A 20,606-nucleotide genomic window follows, 5' to 3' on the forward strand; every position below is an offset into this window, starting at 1 on the left:
GCGCCCCCGAAGAATGCCTGGACTGCGCCTGCGGCCTCTACCTCGACAGCCCGGCGACCTGACCCCTCCACGAACTTGCGCGGAGCAGCACTAGTCTTCCAAATGGCCGCGCCCCGCGACGCCTTCACCCGGCTCTTCCCCCGGCTGTTCCTCGGCCCCGGCCGGGCCGGCGCCCCGCTACGCGGCCCGCTCGACCTCACCCACTCCCGCTGGGACCGCGCCACCGGCTTCTGGCACCTGCGCGCCGAGGGCCTGCCGGGCATCGGCCACTCCGGCACCGGCACCGCCCCGGTCCCCCAGTTCAGCACCCGGCTCCGCCCGGCGGACTCGCCGTACCCGCACGCCGAACTCGACCACCCGATCCTCAACATCGACGCCGGCCACGTCTACCGAGGCGGTCTCGCCACTCGGCTGCACCCCTCCGGCGCCCACTCCAACTTCCAACACCCGGAATCCGCCCACCTGCTGCTCAGCCTCGCCGCCCACTCCCGCTGAGTCGGGGTTCCACGCTCGGGGGGGTGTCCCTCCACTGGATCCGGGACGGCCTGGGAAGGGGCGCGAATACAGCGCCGGTTAGCGACGCCCCGGAGCAACCGAAGGGCCGGGACGGGGATGCCGGACAGCCATCGCGCCGCACAACTCCGCGCAGAGCATGACAATCCCGCTGCAGCCGTAGTTCGTCCTTCTCAACCTCGCCCTGAGGCATCTCGACCTGAGCTGACGTCGAATCCCCGCAGGGCCGATCGTCGCGAAGCACGCCTGGAGGCCAGGACAGGGAATACCACGTTCCTCTTCTCGATTGGTCCCTGGGTACGGTCGTGCGAAGGGGGCGGGGGTGGCCGATCTGAAGGTATTCCGGCGGGGTGCCGATGGCCGGGATGTCGAGCTGCAGGGTTCGACGGTGGCGCGGGAGCGGGCGCTGCAGCGGCGGGTCGAGGGGGCGCTGGAGGAGATGCTGGGGGTTCGGTTCCTGGCGTCGGAGTACTCGACGGGGCCGTGGCACCAAGGGCGAATCGACTCGCTGGGGCTGGACGAGGACGGCGTGCCGGCGGTCATCGAGTTCAAGCGCGGGCGCGATGCCGGGGTGATCACCCAGGCCGGGTCCTATCTGGTCTGGCTGCTCGCGCACCGGCACGAGTTCGAGGCCCTGGTGCGCAGACAGCTGGGCGCCGAGGTGGCAGCGGCGGTCCAGTGGCAGCGGCCTCGGGTGATCTGCGTCGCGGGCGATTTCTCGCGCCATGACCGGGCTGCTGCCTCGCTCTACCAGCGGGATCACCGCGTGGACTTGGTGCGTTACCGCGTCTTTGGGCCGGACCTGCTGACGCTGCAGCTGGTCGAGACCGTTCCGGGTTTCTCCGCCTCGGGTGCCGCGTCGGTGCCAGCCTGTGCGGCCGACGAGGCGGGTGACGAGCCGGAGGTGGTCGCGGTGCCGGCGGGGGTCTCGCAGGTGGAGGTGCCGGGGTGCCTACGGGAGTTGTACGGCGAGCTGGACGAGGTGCTGACCGCGGTGGGCGAGCTGGAGGTGGTGGTGCTCAAGCACTACATCGCCTACAAGCGGCTGCTGAACGTGGCGTCGGTGGTCTTCCGCCCGTCGCCGTCGCATCGGGCGCTGCTGGTGTACCTGCGGCTGGACCCGGACACGGTGGAGCTGGAGGAGGGCTTCACCCGCGACGTGCGGAACGTCGGGCACCTGGGGACGGGGGATCTGGAGGTGCGGGTCGTCTCGTCGGCGGACGTGGAGAAGGCGGTGCCGTTCATCCGGCGGGCGGTCGAGGAGCCCTGACGGGGCGGGGGAGGGCGGCTGGAGCGTGGTGCTCCGGCCGCCCTTTCGCGCCTTCGGCCCCTTGGCCGGGTGACGGCTCTAACCCTCACGCCTCCGGTCCGACGAGGACCAGGTCGTCCTGGGTCAGCTCGGCGCGCAGCCGCTGTTCAACTGGTGCAGTGGGGTTTTTCAAGGTGGGGAGTATTCCTCGTTCCTGGTCTGTCTCTTGCGAGCCGTCGTCGATCACCGGATCTGTATGGGCTTCGACCGCGAAAGGGAGTCCTGCCGGAGAGGGGTCACCGGGGCGGTCCGACCTAGGCTTCGCCAAGTCTGTTCCGTCTCGGGCACGGTGAGGTTCGAGTGGACAGATGCGGCCCATCGGGCATCGTTCTTTGGAATGCTGGGCTCACTGTCGGGGATCAGGGCTGGGGGGAGCACGTCGGTGGGTTCGCGGAAGCAGTTGATAGCGCCGTTGATCTCGCTTGGGGCGATCGGACTGGGCGTCGTTCACCTCGTCAAGCCGGATGTGAAGATCGACGGTGCCACGCTGGTCCTGGCCGCAATCGCAGTGGTGCCGTGGCTGGGTGATCTGTTCGAGAGCATCGAGCTTCCAGGCGGTGCCAAGTTCCAGTACCGCAAGCTGGAGGAGCGACTAGAGGCCGCCGAGGAGCGTGCCGAGGAGGTGCGGCTGGCCGTGAACGGCGCGAGTCGCCAGGCGCGGGTCGCGCTGGTGGCGTCCGGCAATGAGAGTGTCCGCGAGGAGAGCGCGGACGAGGCGGTCGGGCGGCTCCAGGACGAGTTCACCGACCTGCGACGTAGGATGCCCTCCGGCCCGGAGCGTACCTACCGTCAGGAGCTGATATTCGCCGAGTTGGTCAGGCTCACGCCGCAGTTGGATGAGTTCGACATCGCTGGTGCCCTCGGCTCGACCGACGGCGGTACTCGACTGACCGCCTACGCTCGCCTGTACGCCTGCCCGGAGGGGGACCTCCTGCCGGCTCTCGTGGAGGCGGCCACCGAGGAAGTTCTTCCGTTCGCCCAGTTCTGGGCATTGCACGCGGTTAGCGCTGTGATCGACGCTGTCGGTCCGGGCAACGTGCAGTTGGCAACCGTGCGGCGCTTGCGCGAATGCCTGATGCTGGTCCCGCTGGGTGCAGTGGACCGCGCCCAGTCACTGCGCGCGGTCCTCGGGAGCTTGGAGGAGGCGGCCGGGTGAGCGTCCAGTTGCCGGGATAGCTGCTGCTGGCCGACAGCGTTGATCCCCTTCGCCAAGCCGACGACCACCCTTCGGAACGGGGCAGTTGATCCACCCCATCGGATCAGCCGGGAGCGTAGGCATGGCCGGGTTCTCTCGAGGGTTCGACGAGGACGACGACCGCCCCAGCCAGCCGCGAAGCGAGGCCCAGTGACCAGTCTCCTTGACGGCGTGCCGCTCCGAGCCGTGGAGGTCGTGGAGTGCACAGGCCAGGTGGTGCCGGTTGAGGGCGGTCAGCTCGTACTCCGGCCGCGGGTTCAGGGCCGACAGCGGGTGCGCCGTGCCGAGTTGCTGCCGGAAGGGCTCGTTGTGCTGCTGCATCGAGGCTCGAAGCTGATCACTGACCCAGTTCGAGCCCACGCGTTCGAAGGCGCCGAGGATCAGCAGCGGTGCCCGGCCCGTACGGCCTGCGGCCTTCACGATCTGCGCCACCATCGTGTCCTCCGCCGCGCTGCCCCCGCCGGACGAATCCGTCCGTGTCTCCTGGTCCACACGTCATCCCTTCCAATCGGGTGCCCCGGCGTTACCGCCGCGGCCATAGCCTGCGCTTGGCCCCACAGAACGGACCATGAAGGTGCGCGCCGACCGAGACGTGTGGTGGCGAGGCACACCAGGCCGAGAGCGGGTCGTGTCCACCGGCCGCTCGCCCTGGGGCGGAGAGGGTGAAGACCCTGGCGCAGACCTCGGCAAGACGTCACGAGGTCGCTGGGGCGCAAGCGAATGAGAGGTGGCAATCCGCATTCGATTCGCTGCGGTGTGTCACCGCCATCAGGGTCCCGCCTTCCCCTCGCGCCGTCAAGCACGTGACTGGCAAAATGCCAATTCTCTTGCCACGCATGTGCGGCGCATGGGCTCCCGCTAAGCTGACGGAACGACAGAGTCCCTTGGATTACGGCTTCGCGGAGGGATCGATGGTGCCAGCCGTCCCACAACAACCCCTCGCTGCACGCAGCAAGTTCGGTGCCGACCTGCGGCGTCGACGCGAAGCCGCTGGCTGGACGGCCGAAGGGGTCGGCAGCCGGATCGGGTGCAGCACTTCCAAGATCACGCGAGTCGAGACCGGCAAGCGCAGCGCCACCCCGGCCGACTTCGAGGCCCTCATGGACCTCTTCGATGTCCCCGAGCCGGACCGCGAGCACCTGGAAGCACTCTTCCGTAGAGGGCGGACACGCACGGCCATGTGGTGGGACGCCTACGCGGACGTTCTCAGCAGCAGGTACACGGAGTTCATCTCCTACGAGCACGAGGCCGCCTCCACGGCCGAGTACCAGATCGCGTACATACCCGCCCTGTTGCAGACCGAGGCCTACGCCCGCGCCGTCACCGAGGTCGGCTTCGCGGCGCTCGGCCCGGACCAGGTCGACAGCCTGGTCGAGGTCAAGAACATGAGGCAGCGCCGTCTGCGTGACGAAGTCCCCCTTCGCTTGACGGCCGTCATCAGCCAGGCCGCGTTGGAGTTCGAGGTGGGAGGACCGGCGGTCCAGGCCGCGCAGCTCGGCCATCTCCAGGACGTCTGCCGTCTGGCGAGCGTGGACCTTCGAGTCGTCCCGTTCTCCCGAGGAGCCGAAGGCGCGTTGACCGGAGCGTTCACCCTGTTCCAGGGCAGCGGCCAGGACGCACCGGACACCGCCTTCGCCGAGGCTGTCACGGGGACGATCGTGGTCGACGACGCGCTCGGACTTCGACGTCTTTCCCGCCTCCACTCCTACCTCCTGCGCGCCGCCCTTGGCCCCCAGGAATCGCTGGCACTCATCGAGCAGACCGAGAGAAGACTGACCGCATCGTGATCGAAACGAATCGCCTCTACGCCGCACCGCTCGACAACGTGCGCTGGCACAGGAGCAGTTACACCGCGAACAACGGCAACTGCGTCGAGGTGGCGGCCGTCCCGGGCTTGCCGGCCGTCGCCATCCGCGACTCGAAGAACCCGGAGATCCCGGCGCTCCGGTCCGGTGCCGGTCAGGTGCGGTCGTTCATCCACGCCCTCGCGGCCGATGCCCTGGTCGAAGCGTGACGACGGACGCGCCGGTCGCCAAGGTCGACCTCTACGCGCTCGACCTCCGCACGGCCCGGTGGCTGGCGGCCCCGGGCAGCGATCCCGCCGACCGCTTGGAGGTCGCGCACCTTCAGGGCGGCGCCGCCGCACTGCGGCACTCGGCCACCGGAAAGGTGCTCTTCTTCACCTCCGCGGAGTGGATCGCCTTCGTTCGAGGATGCCAGGACGGCGAGTTCGAGCCGGACATCGACGAGGCCGAGCACCAGGCCGTCCGGCACTGACGAAGACGCCGAGTCCATCGCAGTAGATGTACGGAACCGCTGGTTCCCAGTCCAGGAAAGAGAACTTCCCCGGGATGGAGACAACGCGCTTGTCCCCATCCCGGGTCGAGGGGGCCGATATGGCGGCACGACCCAGCACGCTGCACCCGGAGCGTTCACCCGAGGAATGGCTGGGCAACGAGATCCGGCAGTGGCGCACGCTGAGGGGTTACGGGCAGGACGAGCTCGGCGAACGGGCACACCTCAGCGGCGATCTGATCGGCAAGATGGAACGCGGTGAGCGCAGGTGCTTGCAGCATCACACCAAAGCACTCGATGCCGCTCTGGACACCGGCGGAGCGCTCACGCGCAGCCTGGTGCTGGTGTGCATGCGGGTGGACCTCCGTAGCGGGGACGACGCCGCCGTCACGACGACGAAGGCTCCCGGCCCGCAGCCCTCAGCCGCGCCCTCGAACACCTCCGTACCCGTCGTGGCCCCGGCGATCCCCGTCGACCCCGAACCAGGGGCGGCGGTGCGCCCGGGGGACGTGGCTCACGTCCAATCCGCAGCCGCGGTCCTGCGCAGCTGGGACAACCTGCACGGCGGAGGCGGGCTCGTGCGGGAGACGGCCGTCGCGCAGCTGCGGTGGGCCGAGGCTCTCACCTCGGCGCCCTGCAGCAGCGTGTTGCGCCCGGAGTTGCTCACCGCGGCGAGCCGTCTCGCCTCGGCCGCCGGCGCCGTCCTGCTCGACGCCGCCGAGTTCGCCGAGGCCGGCCGGCGCCTTCGATGGGCGACCGACCTCGCGGAGGAGGCGGGCGACTGGTCAGCACGTGCGGTCTCGTACAACCTGCGCTCCCGGCTCGCCACTTGGCGCGAGCACTACGACGACGGCGTGACCCTGGCCGAGCTGGGCCTCGTTCGGTCCGACCGGCTCTCCCCGGCCGAGCGGGCCATGCTGCACAACGCCGCGGCGCGAGGGCACGCCAGGTTGGGCAACCGCCAAGCGGCGCTGACGGCCATCGGACGGTCCGACGAAGCGTACGCCCAGCTCCGGGCCGCCGAGGAGTCGCGCTGGATGACCTACTACGACGAAGCCCAGCACCACGGCGACACCGGTCACGCCGTCTACGACCTCGCGCTCGCGGGCCACGCCGTCGACGATGCGCTCGGCCGGCTCAGGACTGCCGTCGACGGGCACGCCCAACCTTTCGCCCGGTCCAGGACGTTCAGCCGCACCAAGCTCGCCGGGCTGCTGCTGATCATGGGGAACCCCGACGCCGCGCTTCCGGAGGCCGAGCGGGCCGTGGCCGAGGTCGCACAGCTCCGTTCGCACCGAGCTGTGCGGGACCTCCAGGAGCTGGCGAAGCTTGCACGTCGGTACGAACAGCACGCCAGGCTCGAAGGCCTGCGTATCCAGATCGCCGCTACGGTAGGTGAGTGACCACTGCCAGCGACTCCCACGCCGTCCTGCTCAGCGCATGTGCCGACGCCGGTCTGTCCGCCGACGGTGCCGAGCTGATCAGACTGGGTGAGAACGCCCTGTGGCGTCTCCCTGACGGTGTGGTGGCCCGCGTCGCCCGACCCGGCCAGTGGTCCGCGGCGGTGCAGGAGATCGCGATAGCCCGCTGGCTCCACGAGTGCGGCCTGCCGGTCGTCCGCCCGCTGGAGGTGTTCTCAGCCCCGGCCCTCGTTGGCGACCGGCCCGTCACCTTCTGGCACGAACTCCCACCCCACCAACCGGGCACCGGCGCCGACATGGCGCCCCTCCTCCGCAGGTTGCACGAGCTGCCGGTACCCGAGCACATCAACCTCGGCCTCCTCGATCCGCTCGTCCGGCTCGCCGAACGGATCGACGAAGCCGTCACCCTCGACCAGCACCAGCGGCACTGGCTGCGGGGGTACCTCGCCGACCTACAGACCGCATGGGACGAACTCCCCGCCGGACAACCGCTCTGCGTCGTCCACGGAGACGCCTGGGGTGGCAACACCGCAGTCACCCCGACCACCACGTACCTACTCGACTTCGAGCGCTCCTCCCGGGGACGGCGCGAGTACGACCTCGCGACGATGGCGGCCGGCTTCACGAGCTTCGGCAGCGTAACGGCGAAGCAGTACCAGGCGATCTGCACCGCCTACGGTGCCGACGTCACGGAGTGGCCGAGCTATCCGGTCCTGCGCAACATCCGCGAGCTGCGCGTCACCTGCTTCGCCCTCCAACTCGCCGCGGCCGACCCCGCGCGGCATTACACCCAGGCCCACTACCGCCTCGCCTGTATCCAAGGCCGGGAAGGCGCCCGGCCGTGGGGCTGGACCGTCCTGTAGAGGGCCTCTGACCTGCGAGACCAGATCCCAGCCACACTCGCCGGCCGGCTTCTGCTCGCCCATCCGCTCAGCACCCCACTCGAACGGCTCACCGCAGCGCGATTCTTCGTCAAAGAGGTTCCTCCACCGCTACCACCCAGCCCTGGCGAGCACTGACTTCAGCACTGAGACCGGCCGGCACAGGCCGACGATGCATGGCTGCACGGACCTTAAAGGCTTCCGGCTTGCCCAGCACAACCTGATAGCCTGTCCGGCTGCCCTGTCGGCGGCTCACCCACCGGACGGAGGCCACCCCCTCGATGGAACCCACGGACCAGATCATGTTCCACACCCCGCTAGTTCCGCCTCACGGCTGGAACGCCCCCGGGGAGACAGTGACCCTGTACGAGGGCACGCTCACCGGGTTCCGGCAGGGAGCGCGGCAAGGGAGGATCGAGCTCACATTCGGGGCCAAGCCGAGTCTGGAATGGTCGGTAGAACCGCACTCAGACGACTACTGGGAACTGGGGAATGACGGTGCGATCATCACGACGGTCGACCGGACGCCGCCCGTGGAGTTCATAGCCAACGCCCGGCGCAACAACGCTGGATGGATCAATGGCACCAGCGACGGAGATCAGAGCACGCGCCTCCAACGGCTGGTGACCCAGTGGCTGAACCTCCCCCTCTCTGCTGGGAACGCGATCTTGGGAGAGGAGACGGCTCACGGTGTTCACCGTCGGCGAGGGCGCTGGTCCATTGAGATCGAGGGATGGACGGTAACGATCGACCAGCGTCCCGATCTCTCCACCGTTCTCAGAACGGCCACCGAACAGATCTCGTCCGTCCTAACGCACGTCATGGAACTCAAACGCACAGGTGGCGAGGACTTTTCAGTGGCCCAGGGGCGAGAACTACTGGAATGCCTCCGGGTCAGCCTGTCCTTCGGGTTCGGCCGCAAGGTGGTTCCTGCGCTTCCCGCGGGATACGACGCGAACGGGAGAGTCATCTGGGAGCAATGGTTCTCACCCCTCGTCGACCGGGCACAGACAATCGGATCGGGATGGCTCTACAACGGCAGCCCCGATGACTGCACCGAGCTCGTCTCGTGCGCGGTGCGCGCCTTCGCCGACGCCTCACGGAGAGGGACCACCCGCTTCCAGATGCTGATGGCGACCGCGGCCGTGGCAACGGGCTTTGTCGAACAGCGAATTCTTACCGCCGCACCAGCGCTGGAGAGCCTCGCGTGGACGAAGCTGGTGCTGGGCAACTTGATGCCGCAAGGTGAGTTCAAGAAATGCGCTGCCGAGGACAAGCTGCGCTATCTTCTGAAATCTGCTGGCGTACCGACATCGGTCGACGCCACCGATCTCCCCGTGCTGGCCAAGTATGCAGCGGACCATCGGATCGACGGGCCAACGGCCGTCACGCGGATCCGAAACAACCTCGTTCACCCCAAGGTACTCGCAGATGACCTCTATGCACGTGACGGCCTCTCGGTTGAGGTCTGGAGGCTTTCCCTGCACTATGTGACCCTCGCGGTGCTCCACTCCATCGGCTACCAGGGCTCGTACCAGATGCAGCTGAAGCTCGGGGGGTGGGTCGGAGAAACGCACCCTGTACCGTGGGTCGACCCGACGACCGCCCCTGCCAGTCCGATCCCTCTGCCACCCGTGAGAGGCGGAACTCGCGGGCGCACCCGCTCACGTTGAAGAGTCCGGCCTCCACCTCCCCGGTCTCGGGCTCTTCGTGCCCTGGCAGCGGCAGCCAATGAGCGCGTCGAGGACCAGACCAGCGTGCTGGTCTGGTCCTCGACGCGCTCGTCCTACTTGTTCTCATGGAAGCGCTGCCTGGCTGTCAGCCCCGTGGCGTCACGAGCCGCAGGCCCGTCCCGATGGGAGCTTCCGGCTCTCCGTCACGGCGATCGGGGCCGCGGGAACCCCCAACCCGGAACGGACTGGTGGGGTCGGTGCCAGCCGGTCGATCCATGCGGCCCCACCACGCGCCGTAGCTGCGGAGTCGAACGGCCCAGCGATCCCCACTACCCCCTTCTTGTGTAAGTGACAGTAACTGAAGTACCTTGCAAGACATGCAAGATGACGTGTGGTCACCACCTGCTGTACTGCTGACGGTCGATCTCGTGATCCTGACGCTGCGGGAGAGTCGCCTGCACGTCCTCCTGGTGGAGCGGGGCGAAGATCCCTTCCGGGGCATGCCCGCCCTGCCTGGAGGATTCCTGAACCACGAAAGCGAGGAGATTCTGGATGCCGCCCACCGCGAACTGAGCGAGGAAACGGCACTGGCGGCCGGCTGGGTGCACCTTGAACAGCTGGCCGTGTACGGCGGCTCGGGCCGCGATCCGCGAGGCCGAGTCGTCTCCGTGGCCCACCTGGCGATCGCGCCGGGGCTGCCCGACCCGGTCGCGGGAACGGACGCCACCGATGCCGCGTGGATTCCCGCGGAAGCCGTCCTGTCCGGCGAGGTGGAGCTCGCCTTCGACCACCGTCGAATCGCTTCGGACGGGATCGAACACGCGCGCACCAAGCTCGAGTTCTCGGCGCTGGCCACAGCGTTCTGCAGGGAGAACTTCACCATCGCAGAGCTGCAAGAGGTGTACGAGGCCGTCTGGGGCACCGAACTCGACACCCGCAATTTCTACCGGAAGGTCCAAGCCGCGAAGGGGTTCATCGTTCCCGCCGGCACGGATCGCAGGACCACGGGAGGACGGCCCGCACGGCTGTACCGGGCCGGTCCGAAGACCGTGCTGTTCCCACCGCTGATCCGACCCGTGCCATCCGCGACGGAAGAGAACACGAAAGAGGAAGAGGAATAGATGTCGAACGGCCCGGTGGTGGTTCTCACTGCCCTCAATCTTGAATACCAGGCTGTGCGCCAGAGGCTGGCGGATCCGCAGGTGCATCGCCATGAGCGTGGTACCCGCTTCGAGGTGGGAACCGTGCGGGGCACGTCGTGCCGTGTCGCACTCGGTCTGACGAGCAAGGGGAACCACTCCGCCGCAGTGATCGCCGAACGCGCGATCCAGGAGTTCTCGCCGGTGGCCGTGCTGTTCGTCGGGGTCGCCGGCGCCCTGTGGGACGCCACCAGGCTGGGCGACGTGGTGATGGCGTCGCACGTGTACGCCTACCACGGCGGGACCAGCGAGGACGACGGGCTCAAAGCCCGTCCCCGGGTGTGGGAAGCGCCGCACGGTATCAGCCAGCTCGCCTCGCACCTGGCCCGCTTGAACGACTGGGCGGACCCCGCGCCCGGTCACGAGGACGCGCCGCAGGTGCGCTTCGGGGCGATCGCCGCCGGCGAAGTCGTCCAGAACTCGAGGATCTCAGCCGAGGCGAAGTGGATCCGACAGCACTACAACGACGCACTCGCCATCGAGATGGAGGCGGCCGGTGTGGCACAGGCCGGCCATCTCAACGGGGCGCCGGTGGCCATCATCCGGGGAATCAGCGATCGGGCGGACGGCACGAAGAACAGTGCGGATGACCGTAACTGGCAGCCGCGGGCCGCAGCAAACGCGGCGGCGTTCGCCACCCGGCTAGCGGTGGAACTGGTGGGGGAACTGGAGGAGAGCGCAATGCCCCGGGACGACAGGGTCCGTTCCGCAGACCGGTTCGACCGGAACGTCAGCAACATCGCCCACAACAGCACCGTCGGCATCATGGCCGGCTCGGTCACGGGCAGCAGTGTCCACCTGAACGCGGCCCCGACAGCCTCCGGCCCTACGGACCTGCTCGCGGAACTGAGCAATTTCCGCCAGCAGTTGGGACGGCACCTCGCCGACGGCGCCCTCGACGAAGACACCTACCGGGAGGCCCTGACCGATCTGGACTCCGCCCTCCGGTCTGCCGGAACGAACACCCCTGAATCGTCGAAGCGGACGGTCATGACGCTCAGGAGGCTGCGCGGACTGGTCGCGGAGTGCCCCGCGCTGCTGGCCGGGCTGGCCCCTCTGATCGCCGCGGCCGGTGACCTGGCATGAGCCACGGCAACGGTGCCACGTTCAACTCGGCCGATCACGACTCCACCGTCGGGATCCAGGCCGGGACCGTACACAACTCCAACGTCTACTTCGTCCACCCGGACGCCTCCCCGCAGGAGAAGTACCGGGTGGGTGTGCGGTTCCTGGAGGACGGCGTCTCCAGCCGTGCCCGCGAAATGATCACCGATGCGTTGGCTCATGGGTACGACGGCGCAGAAGTGCGTTTCCACTGGGTACTCGCCATACTCAGCGGACGCACTTACCACGATCTCAGCACCGAAGAGGTCCACCGGCTGCACTACACCTCCGGGCTCCTACGGATCTACGCCGAGGGAGAGTGGAAAGAAGCCCTGCGCGTCACCTTCGACCTACTGGCGGTGCTCAGCGCCACGAGCGGCGAAACCGGAGCCGTGCTGAAGCAGCTGCACGACCTGCCGCTCCGCCAGCGCGACGCGATCCTCCGCCACCTCGACCTCATGCTCACTGGAGGGCTGAGGGACGACCTGTGGGCGGAGACCTGCGAACGGGCCGCAGCGGAGCGCTTCGGCAACGACCGGATCCGGCGGGTCTGGGCCTACTTCGCGCCCGTCCCCATCGGGGCGCGGGCCGCTCCGCCCCGCCCGAGCACCGCTGCCGCCGCACGGGCTGCCCTCCCGGTTCGGGCAGCCCTGTTCGCCTTCAGCAGCGCGCTCCTCTGGGCCCTGGCACTGATCGCGGATCCGGCCAAGGCGATCGCCGAGGTACTGGTGGCACTCGGTGCGGGTCTGACCGCGGCCCTCTCCGGAGTCCGGTGGTGGGGCCGCGAACCCCGGCCGGACCCCACCGCCGGGGCCGGCGCCCGGCACGATCCCATTTCCGCCGAGGGCGGGTTCACCAACAGCGTCCGCCGTTCGTTCGATCACTACTTCAGCGTCCGCACGCCCTACGGATTCACTGCGGAGGCCTGGCTCGCCCACACCGCTCCGGTCCGCGGCAGCCTCGCCGCCGAGATCGCGGACCTCTACCGGGAGAGCCGGATCGGCGTGGAACGGGTCACCTGGCTGATCCGGTACCTCGCCGAGGACACCCGGAACCGCCACAACAACGGCACCCTGTTCGAAGACCACCGCCAGGACCGAACTCCGGCCAGGACGAAGGCCCTGACGGTGGCGGCCCTCGCCCTTCTCGCCACCGCGGCCCTGGCCGCGTTCGGAACGGTAGTGTCGGGCGCCGCCTCCCCACGGCCGCTGTGGGCGTTCCTGGCCGTGCTCGGCGCCGCCTGGTCCGGGCACGCGACCGCTTCCCGGTGGCTGGAGATCCGGCGTGAAGAACACCGACTTGCCCGGGAGACCCAGAGGTACCAGGAGCAGCTGACCGCACGACAGATCGCCTACGAACGCTGGAAGGAGCTCCTGGACGTCACACGCCCGAGCGAGCAGGAGATGGAGACCTGGCTCAGCTGCGACAAGACGTCGTTCATCGACGAAGCACTCCGGTACCACCGGCTCACCTGGCGCGACCTGATCACCCACACCGTATTGGTGACCCCAGCCCGTCCCCACAAGCGGGGCCGGGTCAGGGGCGGCCCCTGGCGGTACTCGCGCTACGTCTTCCGCCTGTTCCTGTTCACCCAGGACGGCATCCGCGAGATCAGCTCCGAGTTCGACTTCTCCGACGCGACGCGCAAGAACGAGCAGCGGAGCAACTACCGGTTCGACGCGCTGTCCTCCGTGCAGGTGACCGAGAACGCCGACATCGGCTACGACCTGGAGCTCGTCCTCACCAACGGACCGACCAGGAAGATCCGCATCAAGGACGCCGAGGCCCATCAACTCGCGCCGGACGAGAACGCTCAGGAAATCTCCGAGATCACCCTCAGCGCGGCCGGCTCCACCCACACCTTCCGTCTCCTGGAGGGGATCGCGGCGGACGGGAAGGGCTGGATCGAACGGCACAGCCCCACCAATCTGACGCCCTTCCAGATCGCCGGTTGATCCTGAACTCGAGCTTAGGAATGCCTGTGACCTCCACGGACGATGTCACCGAGAGCAAAATCCTGCTGGCCGAGTACGACTGCCTCAAAGAGGAACAGAAGACCCGCATAGGGTTCCGTGACAACCTGCTCTACTTCACGCTCGCCGCGGCCACTGCGGTCATGGCGATCACCGTCCAGAGCGGACAGTACCGACTGCTGCTCTCCGTCCCCGCGATCTGCCTGATCCTGGGCTGGACCTACCTGGTCAACGACGAGAAGATCTCGGCGATCGGCTGCTACGTCCGCGACCAATTGGGACCACGCCTGGGGGAGCTCGCCTCCGCCCACGGCACGGTGTTCGGCTGGGAGGTCTACCACCGCAATGTTGCGGGCCGCACCATGCGCAAGCGGCTTCAGACCGCGGTGGACCTGTTCGCATACCTGGTCCTGCCGATGGTCTGCACGACCGCGTTCTGGTGCTCTCCCATCGTTCAGCCCCTGCTCGTTCTCACTTCTGTCGCGCTGACACTCGCCCTGACCGTACTGGGCTGGCGGTTCCTGCGCCGTGCGGACCAATAGCACCAGCCCCGCCGGACCCGCGCCATCCACACGTACGGCGCTCCAGTGCGCGGAGGCGCGGGTCGGGATCCGCCATACAGCCGGCAAGCGTTCGGCTCGGGGCGGGGCAGCTCGTCCAGTTCGAGGGTTAGACCCGTCCGTCGGCCAGCTCTCCCGAGCCGCACTTGCGCGTGTGGGCCGCGATGAAGCCGGAGCCGGCGGTCGGGGTGTGGACAGCGATCTCGGCGGCATACGGGTCCACCGCCAGACCGGGATGCCACATCGATCGATGCAAGTAGGGCTGCACCTCTTGTGCGCCTACGCAATCGAGGCTGCTCAGCTCCATTGATGGGGACAACTGGGCCATCCCGAGGTTGTCCCCATCGTCCCCCTCCCGCTCGCACCGTCCCCTTGGCCACTCTGAACGTGTGGGAGACGCCACCTCGGCGATCCCCTCGGGTCCCAGCCGATCCTCTCGCGCTTCGACCCCTCCTCCCCCGCGTTCGTTCTGGCCAAGGAGGCTCACGTGTTGCGCCATCCGCAGTTCCTGAAGGACTTAATCACCGGCACCGCCGGCGCCCTCGCCGCCATCCACGTCAGCCCCGAAGGGCTGGTCCTCGGCAGCTCGCCCGGGGTCGACGAAGACGACGCCGACCACTGGTCGGCCGTGATGGCGGCGCTGCACGCCGTGAGCAACCGCAGCACCGAGATCATCGGCCGTAGCACCGCCGAACGGGGCCTCTGGGGCCACAGCGTGATCGAGGACCGGGCCGGCCGCACGCTGATTCTCGTCGGCGTCAACGACGGCTCGATGCTCGCCGCGGTGTGCGGGAAGAGCGCCCAACTGGGCGACATCGCCGCCCGGCTCGTCGAACTGGCGGACAACACCGTCACCGTGGGGGCTGCGGCGTGAACCCGATCTCGACCAAGGCCCCGACCCGCCCACGGCGCCCGTTGCCGCTGCCCGATGTCCTCGGCACCGTGCACATCCCCGACCCGCTCAGCCCCGGCATGGCCGGACTAGCCTCCTACCTCACCCGACGCCACGCCCGGGTCACCGTCTCCCCCGTGCAGGCGAGCCTTCGTCCCGAGCTGGTCGAACGGCTTCAGCGTCGCGGGGCCGCACTCCGAGCGGCCGCCCCCGGTACGGCCTCGCTGATCTGGGGCGGCGACAACACCGTGACCCACGACCTCACCAGCCACATCGCCGGCCACGGCCTGCCCATGATGGGCTACTCGCGGGCCGTCGAGCTGCTGGCCGGCACGGCACCGATCACGGTCGCCGTCGCCGGCAGCCACTCGACCACCATGGCCGCCGCCGCGCTCACCTGTGCGCTCGTCAGCCGCGATCCCGGGTGGATCCTCGCCGAGGCTCCGAAGGGGGACTCCGTCGGCTACGACGGCGGCGGAGAGGTCCTGGTCGTGGACCTCTGCCCGGACGGCTCCAGCCACGAGACTTCGCCGCCCGGTTGGCGGTTCCGCACGCTCGGCGAAGGGCTGAGCCCGACGGTCACGCTGATCACCGCCGTGGATGCGGCACCGCCGGCGTTCTGGAACCAGCAGGAAGCGCTGGACCAGATGGAGGCCCTCGCCCGGCGGAGCGACACGGTGGTGGTGTGGGTCGCCCAGCCCGGCTGCCAGGAGCTCGCGGACCGGCTGCGCAGGCACCGGCCGGGTCCGAGGGTGGTGACCGTCGGCCGCGGCACCGACATGGACGTCCAGGTCCTCGGGACGTTCTGGACCGGAGAGGACCACCGCGTCACCGTCAAGGTCGACGGCGAACGCCACACGTTCACCGCGCCGGTCGCCGGGACGAACAACGCCATGGCCGTGGCCGCCGCGTGGGCCGCGGGCTGGGCCCTCGGTGTTCCCGGCCGTGAACTCGTCGACGGGCTCGGCGCGTTCGCGGGCGTCGAACGGTCGCTGACCCGGCTCGGCTCGACCGGTGGCATCGACGTCGTCGAGTCCAGGGCTGTGCACCCGAAGGAGATCGCTGCCGACCTCCAGGGCGCCCGGATGCTCACGGAGGGCGCGGTGGTGGCCGTGTACGAGCCCTCCGGGCACCTGCGGTCGAACGCCCTCGCCAGTCTGATCGCCGAGGCCCTGGGTGCCGCCGACCGGACCGTGCTGCTTCCCGTCCACTCGACGTTCCCCCGTGGTCAGAACCACGCCGACGGCGGCGAATCCATCTTCAACGTCTGCTCCACCGGCACGGTGATCCGCTTCGAGCCCGACCTGCACCAGCAGGGCTCCGAGGCCCTGATTGCCTCCCTCGTGCAGCGGGGCGACCTGGTCCTGACCATCGGCTCCCAGGCCGCCCGGCGGATCGGGCCCTCCCTGCTGGCCGCTCTCCACCGGCCGCAGCCCGCCCGATAGCCCCCACCCCACCCCCGTCACGACCCCGCTCCTGTTGGAGGTCCCCCATGCCCGTGCCCGCTCCCGTCAAGCCCGACCTGTCCGACACCGACGTCCTCCTCCTGCAACAGGTGGCTCGCGGTTCCCTGCACGGCGAGACCAGCCGCGCCACCGGTATCGAGAAGGCCGAGGTCGGCGCCGCCGTCGTCGCCCTGGCGACGAAGGTCGGCGCCAAGTCGCGCTTTCACGCCGCCGCCTTGGGTGCGGCCTGGGGGCTGGTGACGGACGTACACGCGATGAACCCCACCGGCAAGTCGCTGTCGGCGCGGCACGTCGAGGTCCTCGCCGGCCTGGTGGGCGGTGAGGGCGCGGACGCCATCGCACAGCGGCTGGGGCTGACCGTGAACACGGTGAAGACGTACATCCAGACGACCTTGCGGGCCCTCGGGGTCCGGTCGAGGGAGCAGGCGAGCGCGGCGGCCGTACTGACCGATCTGGTGCCATTGCGGGCCTTGGGAGCCGGTTGGCCCGACGTGAGGCTCAGCGAGCTCCGGCAGTCGGCGGAGGCGCACTAATGCCGCGCCGCATCCGGCATGCCGGAGATCCCGACGTGCTGCTGATGCCCATGCTCGGGGGGATCGACTGATGCGGACGAAGGCGCCGCCCACGGCGCTGACCGCGCAGCAGGTCGCGGTGTTAGACAGGGCCGGCCTCGGCATGACGAACGCGGAGATCGGCGCGGCCCTGAATCTGGGTGTCGACACCGTCAAGGGCCACCTGCGACAGGTGTACGACCGGTTGGACACCACGAACCGGGTTCAGGCCTTCGTACGAGGGTGGCAGTCCGGCCTGCTCCCCCGTTCGGCCTCGGTGGGTGTTGCTCCAGTGCTGTCGGACGAGCAGAAGTTGATCCTGCGGGTCTGGGGACAGGGTGGGAATCGCCGCGACGTCGCCCGCGCCCTGGAGGTCCGGGAGAGCGCGGCAGAACTCTACGAGGACGCCGTGCTCGACGCGCTCGGTACCCGCAAGCGCGTTGTCGCCGTCCGCCGGGCACTCGAACAGCAACTGATCGATCCGGCCGGGGACGCCCTGGCCGACCTCACCACACCCATGGCGGCCGATTCGGGCCAGGGCCGCACCCTGCACCACCGCACGAAGGGAGGGACCGGTGCAACCGAACTCGTAGACGAAGCGCACGCTGAACCCGATAGCCCTGATCCGCTGGACCGCTCGGTCGCGACGCTGCGCTCCGCGCAGGGTCTGGCCGTACACCTCGGTGCGCTGGCCGGCCTGCCGGAATTGCCGTCGCTGGCAGAAGTCCTGGCTGGGGCGGCGCCCCGCAGGACGGCGCCGGCCGTCGTGCGGCTGGTGCACCAGGCACTGGCCCTCGGTGTCCCGTGCGCCCTGGTGCTCCCCGCAGTGGCGGTCGATGCCGACCGTGCCGTCGAGGCGGTAGGTCTGGGAGCGGCCTGGACGTGCGCGGTCCGCCAAGGGGCGTACGACCGCAGCACCGCCGCCTATCTGGAAGCCGCCCACCTGCTCGGGGCCCCGCTCGACGAGCTGCTGGTCGTGTGCACCGCCGACCAGGCGCCCGTGGTGGGAGAAGCCGGGGTCCGCCGGATCCTGACGACCCCGAGCATCGTGCCGGACACCAGGCCTCGGCGTGCCCCGAGGCCCGAGTTGAACGCGCTGGAGCGCCGGATCGCCGAACTGGCCGCCCAGGGGCTGGGCGTCGCCGAGATCGGCGACCACGTCCATACCGGGGAGTACCTGGTCCGGACTCGCCTGGCCGACTTGCGCCGGCGTGTCGGCGCCGTGGACGACGCGCACCTGGTCGTCCGCCTGATCACGGCGGGGGCGATCGGCACCGAGCGGCTGCGCGCCGATCTGCCCGACCCCGTCCCCGAGCTGGATCAGGCGGGGCGGGCCGTGGCGGCGCTGATCTGCACCGGGACGCTGAGCGAGGCCGGGGCGAGCGCCGTCGGCCTGAGCCTGCGCACGGCACGGACGGTCGAGGGACGAGTCGTCCGGGCGCTCTCCCGGCGCGGCAGCCGCACCCATGCTGCGGCCGTCGCCGTGATCACCGGAATCGTCGCGCTGCCCCCGCCGAACCACATCCCCTACTTGGAGACGATTTGCCCGGTGGCGTGAACCCGGACGCAAGGACGGGCCTCTCCCGACCGCCGTCCCGACCCGACCCGCCGCAGCCGGGGCCGTGCGGCTGCTGGAGCAGCTCGTCGCGCACACCCGCTCCCGCCCCTGACTTCCCACCACTCCGCCAACACCAGGACTTCGCATGCCCGTTCCCCTCCCGATCGAGGGCTATGCCCCGATCGGCAACGGCCGCTCGACGGCCCTCGTCGACCTCCACGGCGCGATCTCGTGGCTGTGCCTGCCGGAGTTCGACTCGCCGGCGGTGTTCGCCTCGCTCCTCGGCGACCGGCGCCACGGCTACTGGTCGCTCGCCCCCACCTCCACTCAGCCCCTCCCCGTCACCCGTCGCGCCTACCGCAGCGGCGGCCTCGTCCTGGACCAGGTCTGGGAGCTGCCCGAGGGGGCATTGCAGGTCACCGAGTTCATGCCCACCTCCGGTGCCGAGCGGCCGGCCCAGGTGATCCGGATCGCCAGGTGCCTGCGCGGCCGGATGAGCGTCACCTCCCGCATCGTCGTCGCGCCCGGCTACGGCCGCTCCCACGCCACCCTGCACGAGGTCACCAACCCCGACGGCGTGCGACGCTTCGCCGCCGAGCACGAGGGCGCCGCCCTGTGGCTGGACGGTCCCGACCATCGGCCCCGGCGACGTGGAGCCGCGGTCGCCGAAACCGTCCTGACCGCGGGACAGGAGGCCGCGTACGCCCTGACCTGGCAGGAGCCCGACGCCCCGGTCCCGCTCGTGCCGGACACCGGCCAGGCCCTCGCCGCAACCCTGCGGGCGTGGGCCGACTGGAGCGCCAACGTCACCTACACCGGGTGCTACCGCGACGCCGTCCTCGACTCGGTGGCCGTTCTCGGCTCCCTCGTCCACCGGCCCACCGGCGCGGTCATCGCCGCCCCCACCACCTCGCTGCCCGAGGAGATCGGCGGCGAACGCAACTGGGACTACCGCTACCCGTGGCTGCGCGACTCCGCGCTCACCCTCCGGGAGCTGGTACGCGCCGGCCGTTTCCTGGAGCAGGCGCGTGCCTGGCGGACGTGGCTGGTCGACACGATCGGCGACCCGATCACCGCGCGGATCATGTACCGACTCGACGGAAGCACCGAGCTCACCGAGACCGTCCTGGACCACCTGCCCGGGTACCAGGGCTCACGCCCAGTGCGGATCGGCAACGGCGCGGCCGGCCAGCTCCAGCTCGACGTCTTCGGATACGTCGCGGACGCCCTGCTGACCGCCGAGGACGCCGGCCTCGAACCCGATCCCGCAGCCGACGCGCTGCTTCTCGGGCTGGCCGAAGTCGTCGTCGCCACCGCGCACAAGCCGGACCGGGGAATCTGGGAGATCCGCGGGCCCGAGCGCCACTTCACCCACTCCAAGATCATGGCGTGGGTCGCGATCGACCGGACCGTCCGACTCCTGGAGCGCCGCCCGGACCACGAGCGGGCCACCCTGACCCGACTGCGCGCGGCCGCGGCACTCTTCCACACCACCGTCCTCGCCCGAGGCTACGACGAGGAGCGCAACACCTTCACCCAGTCCTACGGCAGTCGCGAGCTGGACGCCTCCCTGCTGCTACTGCCGCAGACCGGCTTCCTGCCGCCCGACGACAAACGGGTTGTCGGCACCATCGAGGCCGTCCAACGCGAACTCGCCACCTACGACGGCCTCGTGCTGCGCTACCGCACCCACCAGGACGCCGACGCCAACGTGGACGGCCTCGCCGGCGAGGAGGGCGCGTTCTTCGCGTGCTCGTTCTGGCTGGTCACCGCGCTCGCCCTGGTCGGCCGCACCGACGAGGCCTGCGAGCGGATGGACGCGCTGCTCGCCCTGCGCAACGACGTGGGCATCCTCGCCGAGGAGTACGACCCCTCCGCCGGCCGCCAGCTCGGCAACACGCCGCAGGGGCTGAGCCACCTGGCGCTGGTCAACGCCGCCGTCGCCCTCGGTGTGCCGTCCGTTCCCGTCCTTCCGCGTCCCCGGACCGGCGCCGTTGCCTCGCTCTGACGACGACC

The 20,606-nt window shown here is 69.6% G+C and carries 21 protein-coding genes; 18 read left to right on the plus strand and 3 right to left on the minus strand.

Features of this window, described 5'->3' with window-relative positions; all coding sequences use genetic code 11:
* The first annotated feature begins 102 nt into the window (after nt 1-102).
* On the plus strand, nt 103-495 hold the full coding sequence (locus ACIQVZ_RS35860; RefSeq protein ID WP_402455973.1) for a hypothetical protein: 393 nt from the start codon (nt 103-105) through the stop codon (nt 493-495).
* Between the two features lie 340 nt (nt 496-835).
* Nucleotides 836-1,783, plus strand: a complete 948-nt coding sequence (locus ACIQVZ_RS35865; protein ID WP_402455975.1) for a hypothetical protein — start codon at nt 836-838, stop codon at nt 1,781-1,783.
* Nucleotides 1,784-1,868: 85 nt separating this feature from the next.
* On the opposite strand, the gene ACIQVZ_RS35870 is transcribed toward ACIQVZ_RS35865, so the two are convergent.
* Nucleotides 1,869-2,009 carry a hypothetical protein gene (locus ACIQVZ_RS35870; protein ID WP_402455976.1) on the minus strand — a complete coding sequence of 47 codons (141 nt, stop codon included), beginning with the start codon at nt 2,007-2,009 and terminating at the stop codon, nt 1,869-1,871.
* Nucleotides 2,010-2,204: 195 nt separating this feature from the next.
* Here ACIQVZ_RS35870 and ACIQVZ_RS35875 point away from each other — a divergent pair, with 195 nt between their 5' ends.
* The gene (locus tag ACIQVZ_RS35875) at nt 2,205-2,978 is read left to right on the plus strand and encodes a hypothetical protein (protein WP_402455978.1); all 774 of its coding nucleotides are present in this window, start codon (nt 2,205-2,207) and stop codon (nt 2,976-2,978) included.
* Here the strand turns inward: ACIQVZ_RS35875 and ACIQVZ_RS35880 are convergent.
* On the minus strand, nt 2,934-3,452 hold the full coding sequence (locus ACIQVZ_RS35880; protein WP_402455980.1) for a hypothetical protein: 519 nt from the start codon (nt 3,450-3,452) through the stop codon (nt 2,934-2,936). The two genes, ACIQVZ_RS35875 and ACIQVZ_RS35880, sit on opposite strands and share 45 nt — an antisense overlap.
* A gap of 476 nt (nt 3,453-3,928) precedes the next feature.
* Here ACIQVZ_RS35880 and ACIQVZ_RS35885 point away from each other — a divergent pair, with 476 nt between their 5' ends.
* From ACIQVZ_RS35885 to ACIQVZ_RS35930, 10 genes are all read left to right on the plus strand, one after another.
* Nucleotides 3,929-4,804: a helix-turn-helix domain-containing protein gene (locus tag ACIQVZ_RS35885; RefSeq protein WP_402455982.1), complete on the plus strand. Its 876-nt coding sequence runs from the start codon at nt 3,929-3,931 to the stop codon at nt 4,802-4,804.
* On the plus strand, nt 4,801-5,031 hold the full coding sequence (locus tag ACIQVZ_RS35890; RefSeq protein ID WP_402455984.1) for a DUF397 domain-containing protein: 231 nt from the start codon (nt 4,801-4,803) through the stop codon (nt 5,029-5,031). The genes ACIQVZ_RS35885 and ACIQVZ_RS35890 overlap by 4 nt, the downstream gene beginning before the upstream one ends.
* On the plus strand, nt 5,028-5,294 hold the full coding sequence (locus ACIQVZ_RS35895; protein WP_402455986.1) for a DUF397 domain-containing protein: 267 nt from the start codon (nt 5,028-5,030) through the stop codon (nt 5,292-5,294). Before ACIQVZ_RS35890 ends, ACIQVZ_RS35895 begins: the two co-directional genes overlap by 4 nt.
* Before the next feature lie 119 nt (nt 5,295-5,413).
* A complete protein-coding gene (locus ACIQVZ_RS35900; protein ID WP_402455988.1) occupies nt 5,414-6,715 on the plus strand; it encodes a helix-turn-helix domain-containing protein in 1,302 nt (433 codons plus the stop codon).
* Nucleotides 6,712-7,596, plus strand: a complete 885-nt coding sequence (locus ACIQVZ_RS35905) for a phosphotransferase enzyme family protein (RefSeq protein WP_402455990.1) — start codon at nt 6,712-6,714, stop codon at nt 7,594-7,596. The genes ACIQVZ_RS35900 and ACIQVZ_RS35905 overlap by 4 nt, the downstream gene beginning before the upstream one ends.
* Nucleotides 7,597-7,895: 299 nt before the next feature.
* Nucleotides 7,896-9,287, plus strand: a complete 1,392-nt coding sequence (locus tag ACIQVZ_RS35910; protein WP_402455992.1) for a hypothetical protein — start codon at nt 7,896-7,898, stop codon at nt 9,285-9,287.
* A gap of 377 nt (nt 9,288-9,664) precedes the next feature.
* Nucleotides 9,665-10,408: an NUDIX hydrolase gene (locus tag ACIQVZ_RS35915; RefSeq protein ID WP_402455994.1), complete on the plus strand. Its 744-nt coding sequence runs from the start codon at nt 9,665-9,667 to the stop codon at nt 10,406-10,408.
* A complete protein-coding gene (locus tag ACIQVZ_RS35920; RefSeq protein ID WP_402455996.1) occupies nt 10,409-11,572 on the plus strand; it encodes a purine phosphorylase in 1,164 nt (387 codons plus the stop codon).
* Nucleotides 11,569-13,545, plus strand: a complete 1,977-nt coding sequence (locus ACIQVZ_RS35925) for a hypothetical protein (protein WP_402455998.1) — start codon at nt 11,569-11,571, stop codon at nt 13,543-13,545. Before ACIQVZ_RS35920 ends, ACIQVZ_RS35925 begins: the two co-directional genes overlap by 4 nt.
* Nucleotides 13,546-13,565: 20 nt before the next feature.
* Entirely contained in the window at nt 13,566-14,105 is a 540-nt protein-coding gene (locus ACIQVZ_RS35930; protein WP_402456000.1) for a hypothetical protein, read from the plus strand.
* Between the two features lie 127 nt (nt 14,106-14,232).
* Here the strand turns inward: ACIQVZ_RS35930 and ACIQVZ_RS35935 are convergent, their stop codons facing one another.
* Nucleotides 14,233-14,367, minus strand: coding sequence for a hypothetical protein (locus tag ACIQVZ_RS35935; protein WP_402456002.1), 135 nt, complete (start codon nt 14,365-14,367; stop codon nt 14,233-14,235).
* A 243-nt stretch (nt 14,368-14,610) separates the two neighbouring features.
* On the opposite strand from ACIQVZ_RS35935, the gene ACIQVZ_RS35940 reads away from it, so the two are divergent.
* The 5 genes from ACIQVZ_RS35940 to ACIQVZ_RS35960 all read left to right on the plus strand — a co-directional run bounded on the left by ACIQVZ_RS35940 (nt 14,611) and on the right by ACIQVZ_RS35960 (nt 20,598).
* The gene (locus ACIQVZ_RS35940; protein ID WP_402456004.1) at nt 14,611-14,997 is read left to right on the plus strand and encodes a roadblock/LC7 domain-containing protein; all 387 of its coding nucleotides are present in this window, start codon (nt 14,611-14,613) and stop codon (nt 14,995-14,997) included.
* On the plus strand, nt 14,994-16,460 hold the full coding sequence (locus tag ACIQVZ_RS35945; RefSeq protein WP_402456006.1) for a hypothetical protein: 1,467 nt from the start codon (nt 14,994-14,996) through the stop codon (nt 16,458-16,460). The genes ACIQVZ_RS35940 and ACIQVZ_RS35945 overlap by 4 nt, the downstream gene beginning before the upstream one ends.
* Nucleotides 16,461-16,507: 47 nt before the next feature.
* Nucleotides 16,508-17,014: a helix-turn-helix transcriptional regulator gene (locus tag ACIQVZ_RS35950; RefSeq protein ID WP_402456008.1), complete on the plus strand. Its 507-nt coding sequence runs from the start codon at nt 16,508-16,510 to the stop codon at nt 17,012-17,014.
* A gap of 70 nt (nt 17,015-17,084) precedes the next feature.
* Nucleotides 17,085-18,590 carry a LuxR C-terminal-related transcriptional regulator gene (locus ACIQVZ_RS35955; protein WP_402456010.1) on the plus strand — a complete coding sequence of 502 codons (1,506 nt, stop codon included), beginning with the start codon at nt 17,085-17,087 and terminating at the stop codon, nt 18,588-18,590.
* Nucleotides 18,591-18,735: 145 nt separating this feature from the next.
* Nucleotides 18,736-20,598, plus strand: coding sequence for a glycoside hydrolase family 15 protein (locus tag ACIQVZ_RS35960; protein WP_402456012.1), 1,863 nt, complete (start codon nt 18,736-18,738; stop codon nt 20,596-20,598).
* Nucleotides 20,599-20,606: the final 8 nt, after the last annotated feature.

Source organism: Kitasatospora sp. NPDC098663 (assembly GCF_044760075.1).
In the GTDB taxonomy this organism is placed as follows: Bacteria; Actinomycetota; Actinomycetes; order Streptomycetales; family Streptomycetaceae; genus Kitasatospora.